This window comes from Pseudomonas sp. Van50 (assembly GCF_055390755.1).
This window is the reverse complement of the sequence record NZ_AP024343.1, coordinates 3,625,437-3,639,396: the sequence shown is the minus strand read 5'-3', so window position 1 is coordinate 3,639,396 and position 13,960 is coordinate 3,625,437. Positions and strand designations below refer to the sequence as shown.

Here is a 13,960-nt window from a genome sequence, read left to right as displayed (position 1 = left end):
TGACCGGATGGGTGACTTAGCTGAACTTGCCGCTGATGTAGTCGCCGGTCATCTGTTCACGTGGGTTGTCGAAAATCTGCGTTGTTGGACCCATTTCAACCAGATAGCCGGTGCGCGTGCCCTGGGAAATATCCACCGAGAAGAACGCCGTCGTATCAGCGACGCGGATGGCTTGCTGCATGTTGTGGGTGACCAGCGCGATGGTGTAATCCTTCTTCAGCTCGACCATCAGTTCCTCGACTCGCCGGGTAGCGATCGGGTCGAGTGCCGAACACGGCTCATCCAGCAGCAGGACTTCCGGCTCGGTGGCGATGGCGCGGGCGATGCACAGGCGTTGTTGCTGGCCGCCGGAGAGCGACAGGCCGCTGACCTTGAGCTTGTCCTTGACTTCATCCCACAGGGCGGCGCCTTGCAGCGCATGCTTGACCCGATCGCCTATATCGCCTTTGTAGCGGTTGAGGCGCAGGCCAAACGCGACGTTGTCGAAGATGCTCATCGAGAACGGGTTCGGCTGTTGGAACACCATGCCGATGTAACGGCGCACGACCACTGGATCAACGCCCTTGCCGTAGACATCTTGCCCAAGGAAGTGCACGTGCCCTTCGAAACGGAAACCTTTCACCAGATCGTTCATCCGGTTAAGGCTGCGCAGCACGGTACTCTTGCCGCAGCCGGATGGCCCGATGAAACCGGTGATCTTGTTTTTTTCGATCGGCACATGGCTGTCACGTACCGCCATGAAGTTGCCGTAGAAAATCTTGTCCAGTTTGCAGTCCATGACTACAGGTGCCTGGGTGACAAACGGAGCGGCTATTTGCGCAGTGGATACGTTCAAGATCAGATGCTCCCGTTCTTAATACTTGGGCTTGCCGAAGATACGGCTGATGATATTCACGACCAGCACGATCATCACCAGCACCAGTGAGGCCGCCCATGCGAGCTCGAGCTGGTTGTCGAACGGCATGCCGGAGAAGTTGTAGATCAGCACGGCAAGCGATGCCGTCGGGTTCATGACCTCGAGGCTGCCTTGGTGGTAGATCCAGTAGTTACTGAACAGCGCGGTAAACAACAGCGGCGCTGTTTCGCCCGCGGCCCGTGCCACCGCCAGCATGACGCCGGTCAGGATCGCCGGCATGCCGGTGGGCAAGACGATTTTCCAGATCACCTGCGAGCGGGTGCAGCCCATGCCATAGGCGGCATCCTTCATGATCTTGGGCACCATCCGCATCGACTCTTCCGCCGTCAGCACGACGATCGGCAGCATCAGGACTGCTAGCGCTACGCCACCGGCCGGTGCCGAATAAGTGCCGGTGGTCATCACCACCAGGGCGTAAGCAAACACCCCGGCCAGAATCGATGGCAGCCCCGTGAGCATCTTGGCGGCAAAGCGCGCAGCGTTCGCCAGCTTGCTGTCCGGCCCCAGTTCAGCCAGGAAAATCGCCGCCATGATGCCGACCGGCACCGCGATTGCCGCCGCGATACCCACCATCACAAAGGTACCGGCCATCGCGTTGCCGAAGCCCCCGCCCATCTCGAAGCCCGTCGGCGGCAGTTCGGTGAAGACTTCCAGGTTCAGGCGAGCGCCGCCGCGGGTGATCAGCATGTAGAGCACGGAAATCAACGGTACGCTGGCCAGCAGCGCCCCGCCCCAGACCAGGGTGGTCAGGATCAGGCTGCGCAGGGCGCGGCCCTCGAACTTGCGCTGCAGGCTGGGCATCGCGCCTGCTGGAGCCGTCAAGTCTGTTGCAGCAGTCAGGTCGGTCATCACTTATTACCCCGCTGGGCGTACATCATGATCAAGGAGCCGAAGACGTTCACGATCAACGTGATCAACATCAGCACCAGTGCGGCATACATCAACACCTCGATCTCGTTCGGCCCGGCTTCGGGAAGTTCAGGGCCAGCAAGGCCGCCAGGGTGTTGGCCGGTGCGAACAGCGAAAGGGAAATGTTATTTGCGTTGCCTACCAGCATGGCCAGCGCCATCGTTTCACCCAACGCGCGTCCCAGGCCAAGGACCAGAGAACCGAAAATGCCCGTGGCGGCCGACGGCACCATCACCTTGAGAATCGCTTCCCAGTGGGTGGTCCCCATGCCGTAGGCGGCCTGCTTGGTTTTCATCGGTACGCCCGTGAGCGCATCCTGCGAAACAGCGGCAATGGTTGGAAGAATCATGATGGCGAGCACCAACGCCGCAGGAAGCAGCCCCGGCCCGCTCAAGGATGTGCCGAAAAACGGCACCCAGCCGAGTTCGCTGTTCAACCAGGTGGTCAGCGGCCGAATCGCCGGGATCACCACGTAGATCCCCCACAAGCCGTAGACGACGCTGGGGATGGCCGCGAGTAATTCGACAATGGTCCGGAAAATGGCGGCAAGCTTGGGAGGCAGGAAGTCCTGGGTCAGGAAAATCGCCATGCTGACGCCGAAAAAGCCCGCGATCAGCAATGCGATGAAGGCGCTGTAGAGCGTGCCCCAGATAGCCGGCAGGATGCCGTATTTACCCTGGTTCACGTCCCAGACGGTGCCTAGGAGAACATCGAACCCGTGCTTTTCCATGCCAGGCAGCGCCTTGCGTCCCACTTCGAACACGAGGGCAAATACCAACGCCAGAACCAGAATGACCCCAATACGCGCAAGCGCACGAAAGGTGCGATCAACCAGGAAGTCCTTCGCGGACGGTGGTTGGCAGGCAGAATCTGGATTAACCGGTACGACAAAGGGTTTGTTCATTGGCTAAGTCCGGAACAAGGGGGAAACTCTCCCGGCATGGCTGACAGCACACGCCGAGAGAGGCCTCAGGCGTTACTGAATGTTGGCGGACGCTTTGCGAACCTGCTCGACAACCGACTGCGGCAACGGGATGTAACCCATCGAGTCGGCAATCTTTTGCCCTTCGGTCAGGCTGTATTCGACCATTTCACGCATGGCCTTGGCCTTGGCCGGGTTGCCGTTGTCCTTGCGGAAAATCATCCAGGTGTAGGACGTGATCGGGTACGACTTGGCGCCGTCTGGATCAGGCAACCAGGACACCAGGCTATCCGGCATCTTCACCGCTGCCAGAGCCTCGGCACCACTCTCGGCGTTTGGCACGACGTAGTGGCCGGCCTTGTTCTGCAACTGGGCAAAGTCAACCTTGGCAAGTTTGGCGAAGCCGTATTCGATGTAGCCAATCGCGCCCGGCGTCTGGCGCACAGTAGCCGTCACACCATCGTTCTTCGGCGACTTGATGAACTTGTCACTGGCCGGCCAGTTGACGGTGTTGCCCTCCCCCAGCGCCTGCTTGAACTCCGGATTGATGGTTGCCAAGTGCTTGGTGAATACCGCGGTCGTACCGCTGGAATCCGCACGCACAACCACCGTGATCGGCGTATCGGACAGTTTCAGGTCCGGGTTGGCGGCGACGATCTTTGGATCGTTCCAGCGGGTGATCTTGCCCAGGAAAATGTTTGAGTACACATCGCGTGGCAACTTCAGGCCTTTAGGATTGCCCGGCAGGTTATAGGCCAGCACGATTTCCCCGGCGGTCATCGGCAGCAACTGCACGCCTTCGGCAACCTTGGCGATATCTTCGTCTTTCATTGCCGAGTCACTGGCGGCGAAATCAACGGTTTTATTCAGGAAGTCCTGTACACCCGCGCCGCTGCCCTTGGATTGGTAATCCACAGTGACACCTTCGGATTTCTTGCTGAAATCCTTGAACCAGGTCAGGTAGATCGGCGCCGGGAAACTCGCGCCAGAACCCGTCAGACGGACGCTTTCTGCAGCGAACGACGCCGAAGTGGCACCAAGAGAAAGCGTAACGGCGAGCGCAACAGACTTCATCAAACTTTTCATTGAAAGAAATTCCTTGTGATGACGGGCTGGGGAACTCTGCAACAGTCGTGTTACGTTTTTATGAACATCGAATTGCAAAAGGGGACAAATGTCCCCGTTTTACGCCACCGTACCGACGTGAAAAGCTCGCGCACACCCACGCCCCGGCGTTTGCGCAGGGCCTGAAGAAGTTGAATTCACACGCCGATTGATCGGATCGCAATGCCGAGGCGCATTGATTCCGGCAGCGCTGGGGCTGCTTGCAGGTCGTAAGGACCCGTTCGAGGGATTGCCGTCATGGACGGCTGGCGCTGGGTCGTATCAGTGGCGCAACAACCTACGCAGCGGAACCCCATCCTTGAGCACGGGGGATTTGATGACGATGTAACTGAAGTACTTGGAAATGCCGATGTTCTTGTCCAGCAACCCTTCGATCACTTCCTGGTAATGCTGGATACTGCACGTCATGAAGCGCACCAGGTAATCGTACCCGCCGCTGATCAAATGGCACTCCAGCACCTCATCGACCAAGCGAATATTGGATTCGAACTTGGCGAAGTCTTCCCGCTTGTGGTCGCTGAGAGTGACTTCAGTGAAGACCGTGACCGAGTCAGTGATCTTGGCCAGGTTGAGATGAGCCCTGTAGCCGGAAATATAACCGGCCGACTCGAGCCGCTTGACTCGCTGCAGGCAGGGGCTGGATGACAGGCCCACGGCATCGGCGAGACTGACGTTGGTCATTCGACCGTCCTTTTGAAGTTCAACAAGGATACTGATATCAATTCGGTCTAGTTTTATTAAACCTTCCATCGGGTACCCCTCGGTTGTCTTCAGGTTGACAGTGGTTTTAGCAAATTCAACGCCGCAAAGATAGCTGATGCTGAGCGACGAGGTCGGCCATGCTGGTGATGTAGAAATCGGCGGAATATGCTTGATTATCAGGCTCATGGCCACGGCGGATCAGGCACAGGCCAGCCGATTTTGGCGGGGACGCGGGCGGCCTGGACACTTGCATGATGTTTTCAGGCTTGAGCTTGTTCGCCAGCAACCATGCCTCGTCCTCCAATGGATTGTTGGCGCGGGAATGCAGGTCCTCGGGGGAATTCCCAAGCGTTCGCAGAGCGGGTCACGATCCTCGGCATCACGATCGCAATACACCAGCAGCCGGTAGAATTTGCGCAGGTACAACATGGCACCGGGCGCGTCCTCGAACAGCGACCAGCTGCTGGCCGAACGGGCAAAGCTCATGCCCTCCTCCCAACTGACCTTGAGCCCCAGGCGCTCTGCCAGTTGACGATGGGCAAAGCACAACAGACCACTGAAGCCCAGTTCGGAAAAACGCGGATAGAGCCCGCGCACCGCCTCGTCGAACTCAGCCAGCACCGCCTCCCTGGCTGGCACGTCCGGATGGTTGTCGAGCAAAGGTTGCAGGGCCGTCCAGACACCGGAATCCCGATCGACCAGGACTTCGTCGCAATCGATCAGCAGCGCACGATAATCAGTCAGGTGCATGTGTGTCGCCTCCCATGATGCATTCATCAATCCATATGCGCTAAATGCCCCCGGTCGGCACATCGCTACTGCGGGCCGACCGAGACCTGAGATTAATCCAACACGCGTAGCAATGCTGCTTCAAGAATGGTCAGTGCTTCGTCGATCTGACTTTCTTCGGTGACCAGGGGCGCCAGGAAGCGCAGGACATTTCGGTGCACCCCGCATTTGATCACCAACAGCCCGCCGACCCTGGCCTGGTCGATCAGTTGTTGAGTGAGTTCGGCATCGGGGCTGCGGGCCTCATCGTCTTTGATCAATTCGATGGCCAGCATGAAGCCGGTGCCGCGCACGTCACCGATACGCGGGTGACGTACCTGCAAGCGCAGTAGGCCCTGACGCAGCCGCTCGCCCAGGACCTGGCCACGCTCGAGCAACTGCTCCTGCTCGTAAGCGTCGATCACCGCCAGCGCCGCTGCACAGGACAAGGCATTGCCGCCATAGGTGCCGCCAAGACCACCGGGCAATGGCGCGTCCATGATGTGCGCACGCCCCACCACGCCCGAAATGGGCAAGCCACCTGCCAGACTCTTGGCGACGGTGACCAGGTCCGGCTGAATGCCGGCGTGCTGAAAACCGAACCACTTGCCGGTACGCCCGAAGCCGGTCTGGATTTCATCGAGGATGAGCACGATGCCGTGTTGCTCGGTGAGGGTCCGCAGCGCCTGGAGAAATTCGGGCGGAGCAGAAAGGAAGCCGCCGTCGCCCTGCACCGGCTCGATGATGATCGCCGCGACGCGATCCGGAGCGACTTGGGTCGCCAGCAGCTCATTCAGGGCCTGCAACGCCATCTCGCTGCTGAAACCACGATAGGCATTCGGGTATGGAGTATGGAAGACCTCCGGTGCGAAGGGCCCGAAGTTCTGCTTGTAGGGCTGGCTCATGCCCGTCAGCGTCGTACCCAGCAAGGTACGCCCATGAAAACCGCCACGAAAGGAAATGACCGCGGGACGATTGGTATGGGCGCGGGCGATCTTCACCGCGTTCTCCACCGCCTCCGCGCCAGAGGTGAACAACGCCGCCTTGTAGGCTTGCTGACCACCTACCAACTCGCACAGGCGCTTGACCAGGTCGAGATAGGGCTTGTAGGCCACCACCTGGAAGCAAGCATGGCTGACCTTTTGCAATTGGGCCTGCACGGCCGCGACTACCTTCGGATGATTGTGACCGATGTTCAAGACGCCAATGCCGCCGACGAAGTCCAGGTAGCGCGCCCCGTCCACGTCCCACACTTCAGCCCCCTGGGCCCGGTCGATGACCAGCGGATGTGCGGTGACCAGACCCCGAGGCACGAATTGGTCGCGTTGACGGAGCAAGCTTGGGGTTTCTTCGACTTTACTGTTCATGGCATCTCCCACAGTGAACCAGGCAACCGGGAAACGGCTGCGATGTGTTCCACAGGTTAAGCGTTCGACGCGATTGTCTAAGCCGAACTTGGGCTCTGGGAAATTCGGATCGACTGTTTTCACCCCGGCAAACAGCAGATTCCTTCAGCCGCCTCCAGCCCGATGGAATCTGCCGGCAGACGCCCCATACAACGCAGCGATGTGTGATTACGCAGGCTCTTTTGATACATCCTGCTTTGCCACTCGGGCATGCTGGAGGTTCCCTATCCAGTAACGAGAAGTGACCCATGGCCCTGCTTTATAAAGCCGACCCGGTACGCGGCGAACAATGGAAGCGTCTATTCGCCGAGCACGCGCCGGATATCGAATGGCGTGCCTGGCCGGACATCGGCGATCCGAAGGATATTCGCTACCTCGCCGCCTGGCAGGCGCCGGACGACCTCGAAACACGGCTGCCAAACCTGGAGGTGCTGTTCGCCTTGTCGGCCGGGGTCGACCAACTTGACCTTGATCGCCTGCCCACGTCCCTGCCGGTGGTCCGGCTACTCGACCCCGGCATCACCCGGGGCATGTGCGAGTACGCCAGTTTCGCCGTGCTCAGCCTGCACCGGGACATGCTCCGTTATCGCCAGCAACAGGTCGCCCGGTGCTGGCAGGCGCACTTGCTGCAGCCGGCGGCCCAACGTCGGGTCGGTGTCATGGGGCTAGGCATGCAGGCCCGGCAGATCCTGGCCACCTTGCAGACCTTTGGCTTCGCCTTATCAGGTTGGGCACGCAGCGAACACCGCATCGCCGGGGTGGATTGCTTTGCCGGTGACGCACAGCTCCCGGCGTTCCTCGGCCAATGCGACATCGTGTTGTGTGTCTTGCCATTGACCGAGCAGACCAAAGGGATTCTCAACCGCCAGTTGTTCCAACACCTGCCCAAGGGGGCTGCCCTGGTCAACATGGGTCGCGGCGGGCACCTGATAGAAGAGGATCTGCTCGACGCCCTGGCCAGCGGCCAGCTCAGTGCCGCGGTGCTCGACGTATTGCAACAGGAACCGGCAGCATCGGATCACCCGTTCTGGCAGCATCCACAAATATTACTGACGCCGCATATCGCGGCGATGACCCAACCCGAAAGTGCCTTTGGCGTGTTGCTGGACAATATCCGCCGCCATCAGCGCGGCGAATCGATGCTCGGCCAGATTGACCCTCAGCGACGTTATTGACCCGCGTGTGTCATGCACCTACGAGAAAAACACCGACGAAAAATCCGCTGATATTTGCTGCTGAGCCTGCTCCCGATTTGAGCAATAACTGCGGTGCGCGAAGCCGCAACTTATGCAATCTACCGAATCAATGTCCGCCTCTTGTCAGGCCTGGTGGCAGGTGAGATACCAACACTTTCAGCGGAGAAATCCGACCGGTCACGCTCCCTGTCCATGGAGATCTGTCATGTCCAACACGCAACGCCCCGCCTGTACCTATCGCCCCATGACGCCTGCCGATGTGACATCGGCTCATGCCTTGTCCGTGCAGTTGAAGTGGCCCCACCGCCTGGAAGACTGGGCCATGCTGCAGCGTGTCTCGCAGGGTTTTGTCGCAGAGGACGAAGGCCGCCTGATCGGTACGGCGTTCACCTGCCCACAGGGTGACTACGCCACGATCGGCCTGGTGATCGTCAGCGATGAGTACCAGGGCCAGGGCATCGGTCGCAAACTGATGGAGCTGGCACTCCAGGCGTGCGGTTCGCAGACCCCCATGCTCAATGCGACGCTGGCCGGCGCGCCTCTTTATGTCAGCCAGGGATTCGTCGACTTTGGGCATATCCAACAACACCAAGGAAACGTATCGCCCCCTGCCCCCAGTGACCTGCCACCCAGTGAGCGCTTGCGCCACCTGACCGAAGCCGATCGAAACGACGTGATCGCACTCGCCAACGCTGGCAGCGGCCTGGACAGGCATGCCGTGCTCAACGATCTGTTCGAGAGTGTCGAAGACGTCGTGGGGATCGAGCGTGAGGGGCAATTGCGAGCGTTCGCCCTCCTGCGCTCCTTCGGTCGCGGTCGTTACATCGGCCCGGTCGTTGCGGAAAATCCAGAGCAGGCCAAGCACCTGATCGCGGTGTTGTTGGCGCAAGTGCCGGATGCTTTCGTGCGCATGGATGTACTGCCCGACAGCGGGCTCGGTTCCTGGCTGGAAGAAGCCGGGCTGAAACAGGTCGACACCGTCGCACAAATGGTTCGTGGGACCCCACCCCAGGCCCACGATGGCGTACATCAGTTTGCGCTGGTGACCCAGGCTATCGGCTGACGCCCCACTCACAGCGACACTATCCACTCTCCCGGAGTAACACCCTCATGCTAGACCCCACCGCCGTGCTGCTCGCACATGCCAACGGCACTCCCGCGTCAACAGCATTCACCTGCGGCTCATTGGGCGCCAACGATCCTTTCGACCGACAGATCGCTTATGTCGGGACCGATGACATTGCTGCCGGCGTCGTCCAGGCGAGCGGACAATTCAGCAGCGATCGGTACCCCTACAGTGAAACGATTGTGGTCCACGCGGGACGCGTCATCTTGCAGAGCCAGGATCACGCGCTCGAACTCAATCCGGGTGACAGCGCCGTGATCGCCCGTGGCACATCGGTTCAGATCGACGCGCTACCTGGCTCGTTCTGGGCATTCTGTGCCGATACCCAGCCTGTTGAAACCGGCACTGTCGGACTGACCGCCCTCCCCCCATACACCCTGCTCTCCCCTTCGACGCCGCCGAGTGAAGAGTTCCTGCTGAGCCCGACACCGCAATGTCGCTCGAACAACGTGTTCGTCGAGGACGCGACCAACCTGCGTATCGGCATCTGGGACTCGACACCCTATACCCGCAAGGCGCGGCCACACACGATGCATGAGCTGATGCACCTGATCGAGGGCAGCATCATTCTCCAGAACGCCGATGGTTCTGAACTGGCGGTCAACACGGGCGATACGGTGTTCGTGCCTCGAGGCGCCCCCTGCGCCTGGAAGAGCAGCGTCTATGTGCGCAAGTTCTACGTCTGCAAGTGATGTCTGGCGGGGCTTTTTTGGGTTGCTGAGGCCGCGCTCCCCCTGTGGGAGCGAGCTTGCTCGCGATGGCGGTGGTCCGTCACATGGGTGCTGGGCTTGCTGGCCCCATCGCGAGCGAGCTTGAACTGGTCAAGTAATCCCGGACACCGATTACGGTGTTTATGCCGCTTTTTGCTCCATGGCTATTGGCGACAGGTAGTTGTTGTAGCTGTGGAGCCTGGTGCGGTTGTAGTACATGAAGAAACGCACCATGTCCGTTTTTGCCTCCTCGATCAGGCTGTAGCCGTTGCGAGGTACCCACTCTGACTTCAGTGTGCCGAAAAAACGCTCTATTGGAGCGTTGTCCCAGCACTGTCCCCGATGACTCATGCTTTGCACAATGCCGTGGCGGGTCAGTTCTTCTTGAAACTTGCGACTGGTGTACTGACATCCTTGGTCTGAGTGAAACATCAGCCCTGGAGGACACGTTCGTACAGCTGTCGCCATGCGTAGCGCTTTGCTGACTAGGTTGGCCTCATTAACCAGAGAAAAAGCCCAACCAATAACCCTGCGAGCAAACAAATCGATCACGATGGCCAGATGAATCCAGCGTTTACCCACCATCAGGCTGGTAACGTCGCCACACCAAACCTGATCGATTGCAGTCGGTTTGAAGTTGCGTTTGAGCCGATTAGGCGCGACAAATGCCTCCACGCCTTTGGATCTAAATGGATGCGGCTGGCGTTGTTTACTGACAATGTTGGCTTCCCTCATCAGCGCTCTGACCAGGCTTCTTCCCGCTGCAATATTTTGCGATTTCAGGCCCTTGCTGATCATCCTGGAGCCCATGGCTTCGCGACTTTCACTGTGCAGTTCAACGACTTTCAGCCTGAGTTCTTCACGTCTGATCCGCGGCTTGGATCGCCGCTGAATCCACTCATAAAAGCTGCTGCGCTTCACGCCGAAAACACGACACACCACGGCCGTCGGAAATGACTCTCTTAGCTCTGCGATCATCGGAAACGATCGGGATCCGACATCAAGAGAGCGGTAGCCTTTTTTAGGATTTCAGCTTCCATCTCCATGCGCTTGATCTTGGCTTTTAGCTCCTGGATCTGGCGCTGATCGTCAGTAATCGCCTTGGTGCCTTTAACTGGCTGGCCCTCGCGTTCCTTACGAACCTGATCAACCCAGCGCCGTAAAGCGGTGGGTCCGATGTCCAGAGATGCACAAACTTCTGGTACCGGGCAGTTATCATCAAGCACCATGCTGGCAGCATGCAGCTTGAACTCGCGGGTATAGACCTTTCTTTCGTTCATGGAACCTCCAAGTTGGCGAAATCATATCGCCCTTAAGAGGTGTCCGGAATTATTAGGCCAGTTCAGCTCGGCTCCCACATAGGTTCTTCGGTACCCACAGATTCAGCATCCGCCCGTAATCCCTTGTGGGAGCTGAGCTTGCTCGCGATGCTCAGTTCAAAGCGCCATCGCAATAGCCTGACCCACATCCTGGGTCGAGCCCTGCCCGCCTAGATCAGGTGTGATCGGCCCCTCGGCGATCACCTGCTCGATGGCCCTGAGAATTCCATCATGGGCCGCACGGTAGCGCTCATCGCCATTGCCGAGGAAGTCCAGCATCAAGGCGCCGGACCAGATCATCGCAATCGGGTTGGCGATGTTCCGTCCATAGATATCCGGCGCCGAGCCATGGACCGGTTCGAACAACGAGGGAAAACGGCGCTCCGGGTCGAGGTTGGCCGAAGGGGCGATGCCGATGGTGCCGGCGCAGGCAGGGCCCAGGTCGGACAGGATGTCGCCGAACAGATTCGACGCCACGACCACATCGAAGCGGTCGGGTTGAAGCACGAAGCGCGCGCAGAGGATATCGATGTGTTGCTTGTCCCAGGTGACGTCCGGGTACTGCTGCGCCATGAGCGCGGTGCGTTCGTCCCAGTACGGCATGCTGATGGAGATGCCGTTGGACTTGGTCGCCGCGGTCAGGCGTTTGCGCGGCCGGGTCTGGGCCAGGTCGAAAGCGAACTTGAGAATCCGGTCCACACCGCGGCGAGTGAACACCGACTCCTGCAGCACGAACTCATGTTCGGTGCCTTCGAACATCTTGCCGCCGATCGAGGAATACTCGCCCTCGGTGTTTTCGCGGATCACCACGAAGTCGATGTCCCCGGCTTCGCGTCCGGCCAGCGGGCACGGTACACCGGGAAACAGCCGCACCGGTCGGATGTTCACGTATTGGTCGAAGTCCCGGCGAAACTTCAGCAGCGACCCCCACAGGGAAATGTGATCCGGCACCTTGTCCGGCCAGCCCACGGCGCCAAAGTAGATCGCGTCGAAGTCCTTGAGCTGCGCGAACCAGTCGGCGGGCATCATCTGCCCGTGTTCCAGGTAATAATCGCAGTGAGCCCAGTCGAGCACTTCGATGCTCAAATCCAATTGCCATTTCTTCGCGGCCTGCTCCAATACCCGCAGCCCTTCCGGCAAGACTTCCTTACCGATGCCGTCGCCGGCAATCGCAGCGATTCTGAATGGTTTGCTCATCAACCGTGCCTCCTCTCTTCAAATGCTGACCGGATCACAAGCCACCCATGTGGAAGGCTTTGACTTCAAGGAACTCGTCCAGGCCATATTTGCTGCCCTCACGCCCCAGCCCCGATTGCTTGATACCGCCAAAGGGGGCGACGTCCATGGAAATGAGCCCGGTATTGAGCCCGACCATGCCGAACTCCAGCGCCTCGCCAAACCGCCATGAGCGGCGCAAGTCCTGGGTGAAGAAATAGGCGGCCAAGCCGTAAGGCGTTGCGTTGGCCGAGGCCAGCGCCTCTTCTTCGGTGCTGAAACGCATCAACGGCGCAACGGGACCGAAGGTCTCTTCATTGGCCAGCAGCATTCCGGCATGGGTTTCACCGAGCACCGTCGGCTGGACGAACTGGCTGTCGCCCTTGGGGATTTCACCACAGAGTAGACGAGCGCCCTGACTCAAGGCCTCGTCGATATGTCGAGCGACCTTGCTGACCGCCGCCGTATTGATCAATGGACCTATGTTTACGCCGGCATCCAGGCCATCGCCGACCTTGAGCTTGCCCACCTCCTCCACCAGGCGCTGGGCGAAGCGCTCGTAGATCCCATCCTGCACCAAGATCCGGTTGGCGCAGACGCAGGTCTGCCCGGCGTTGCGGAATTTGCTGAGCATGATGCCGGTCACGGCCTGCTCCAGGTCCGCGTCGTCGAACACGATGAACGGCGCGTTGCCGCCCAGCTCCAGGCTCAAGCGCTTGATGTGTTCGGCGCTCTGGCGCATCAGCAGGCGACCGACCGCCGTGGACCCGGTGAAAGACAGCTTGCGCACGGTCGGGTTGCCGGTCAGTTCTTCACCAATGCCGGCGGGCATGCCGGTCACGACGTTGAACACCCCGGCGGGAATGCCGACCCGCTCGGCCAACACCGCCAGTGCCAGGGCTGACAGCGGGGTCAGGTCCGACGGCTTGACCACGATCGTGCAGCCGGCGGCCAGGGCGGGTGCGCACTTGCGGGTGATCATCGCGTTGGGGAAGTTCCATGGGGTGATCGCGGCGCAAACACCGACCGGTTGCTTGAGGGTCAGCAAGCGGCGATCACCGCTGGGGCCTGGATGGTTTCACCGTAGACCCGTCGGGCTTCTTCGGCGAACCATTTGACGAAGCTGGCACCGTAGCGAATTTCGCCCTGGGCTTCCGCCAGCGGCTTGCCCTGTTCGCAGGTCAAGATCAACGCCAGGTCATCGAGGTTGTCGATCATGGCCTGATACCAGCGATCCAGCAGCGCCGCCCGCTCTGCCGCCGGACGTGCACGCCAGGCCGGCCAGGCACGGTCGGCGGCTTCGACGGCGCGCCGGGTTTCACTGCCTTGTATCGCGGGGACCCTGGCGAGCACTTCGCCGGTGGCCGGGTTGATAACGTCCACGGTCGCGGCGTTGTCGGCGCCGACCCACTGACCGTCGATGTAAGCGCGTTCTACCAGCAAGCTGGGGTCTTTCAGGCGATTCTTGAGCATGGTGTCGGGTCCTGTTTTGAGACAGCCTTCAGTCTATTGTTTCGCCCTGGACGAGGATGCTGAAAACGCCGGCCCTACAGCCGTGAATGCTGAAAATCAGCCTTCGGCGGCATGCTCTACCGTGGGTGGGGATTGATCGCCGTGCGCCTCGATCAGGCGATGAAACGCACGGG

At 59.8% G+C, this 13,960-nt stretch carries 11 protein-coding genes and 3 pseudogenes; 3 read left to right on the top strand and 11 right to left on the bottom strand.

Going from position 1 to position 13,960, the window contains the following annotated elements:
* Nucleotides 1-16: 16 nt before the first annotated feature.
* The 7 genes and pseudogenes from pstB to gabT all read right to left on the bottom strand — a co-directional run bounded on the left by pstB (nt 17) and on the right by gabT (nt 6,709).
* Entirely contained in the window at nt 17-778 is a 762-nt protein-coding gene (pstB, locus tag ACZ5M5_RS15485) for a phosphate ABC transporter ATP-binding protein PstB (protein WP_025214260.1), read from the bottom strand.
* 75 nt (nt 779-853) lie between these two features.
* Complete coding sequence (gene pstA / locus ACZ5M5_RS15480) at nt 854-1,765, bottom strand: phosphate ABC transporter permease PstA (protein ID WP_060742349.1); 912 nt, start codon at nt 1,763-1,765, stop codon at nt 854-856.
* A pseudogene (gene pstC / locus ACZ5M5_RS15475) lies at nt 1,765-2,729 on the bottom strand (phosphate ABC transporter permease subunit PstC). Before pstC ends, pstA begins: the two are co-directional and overlap by 1 nt.
* A gap of 72 nt (nt 2,730-2,801) precedes the next feature.
* A complete protein-coding gene (gene pstS, locus ACZ5M5_RS15470; RefSeq protein WP_060742351.1) occupies nt 2,802-3,833 on the bottom strand; it encodes a phosphate ABC transporter substrate-binding protein PstS in 1,032 nt (343 codons plus the stop codon).
* A gap of 300 nt (nt 3,834-4,133) precedes the next feature.
* A complete protein-coding gene (locus tag ACZ5M5_RS15465) occupies nt 4,134-4,622 on the bottom strand; it encodes an Lrp/AsnC family transcriptional regulator (RefSeq protein ID WP_060742352.1) in 489 nt (162 codons plus the stop codon).
* A 46-nt stretch (nt 4,623-4,668) separates the two neighbouring features.
* Nucleotides 4,669-5,324, bottom strand: a pseudogene (locus tag ACZ5M5_RS15460) (HAD family hydrolase).
* Between the two features lie 92 nt (nt 5,325-5,416).
* The gene (gene gabT, locus ACZ5M5_RS15455) at nt 5,417-6,709 is read right to left on the bottom strand and encodes a 4-aminobutyrate--2-oxoglutarate transaminase (RefSeq protein WP_464737542.1); all 1,293 of its coding nucleotides are present in this window, start codon (nt 6,707-6,709) and stop codon (nt 5,417-5,419) included.
* A gap of 287 nt (nt 6,710-6,996) precedes the next feature.
* On the opposite strand from gabT, the gene ACZ5M5_RS15450 reads away from it, so the two are divergent.
* The 3 genes from ACZ5M5_RS15450 to ACZ5M5_RS15440 all read left to right on the top strand — a co-directional run bounded on the left by ACZ5M5_RS15450 (nt 6,997) and on the right by ACZ5M5_RS15440 (nt 9,762).
* On the top strand, nt 6,997-7,923 hold the full coding sequence (locus tag ACZ5M5_RS15450; RefSeq protein ID WP_464737541.1) for a 2-hydroxyacid dehydrogenase: 927 nt from the start codon (nt 6,997-6,999) through the stop codon (nt 7,921-7,923).
* Between the two features lie 226 nt (nt 7,924-8,149).
* On the top strand, nt 8,150-9,007 hold the full coding sequence (locus tag ACZ5M5_RS15445) for a GNAT family N-acetyltransferase (RefSeq protein WP_464737540.1): 858 nt from the start codon (nt 8,150-8,152) through the stop codon (nt 9,005-9,007).
* 47 nt (nt 9,008-9,054) lie between these two features.
* Nucleotides 9,055-9,762 (top strand): cupin domain-containing protein, encoded by a 708-nt coding sequence (locus ACZ5M5_RS15440; protein ID WP_464737539.1) that lies wholly within the window; start codon nt 9,055-9,057, stop codon nt 9,760-9,762.
* A gap of 159 nt (nt 9,763-9,921) precedes the next feature.
* Here the strand turns inward: ACZ5M5_RS15440 and ACZ5M5_RS15435 are convergent, their stop codons facing one another.
* The 4 genes and pseudogenes from ACZ5M5_RS15435 to ACZ5M5_RS15420 form a co-directional block, all read right to left on the bottom strand.
* The gene (locus tag ACZ5M5_RS15435) at nt 9,922-10,758 is read right to left on the bottom strand and encodes an IS3 family transposase (protein ID WP_060738274.1); all 837 of its coding nucleotides are present in this window, start codon (nt 10,756-10,758) and stop codon (nt 9,922-9,924) included.
* Entirely contained in the window at nt 10,755-11,060 is a 306-nt protein-coding gene (locus ACZ5M5_RS15430; RefSeq protein ID WP_060738273.1) for an IS3 family transposase, read from the bottom strand. Before ACZ5M5_RS15430 ends, ACZ5M5_RS15435 begins: the two co-directional genes overlap by 4 nt.
* Nucleotides 11,061-11,216: 156 nt before the next feature.
* Nucleotides 11,217-12,296, bottom strand: a complete 1,080-nt coding sequence (locus tag ACZ5M5_RS15425) for a tartrate dehydrogenase (RefSeq protein ID WP_060742358.1) — start codon at nt 12,294-12,296, stop codon at nt 11,217-11,219.
* Nucleotides 12,297-12,330: 34 nt separating this feature from the next.
* Nucleotides 12,331-13,787, bottom strand: a pseudogene (locus tag ACZ5M5_RS15420) (NAD-dependent succinate-semialdehyde dehydrogenase).
* Between the last annotated feature and the right edge of the window lie 173 nt (nt 13,788-13,960).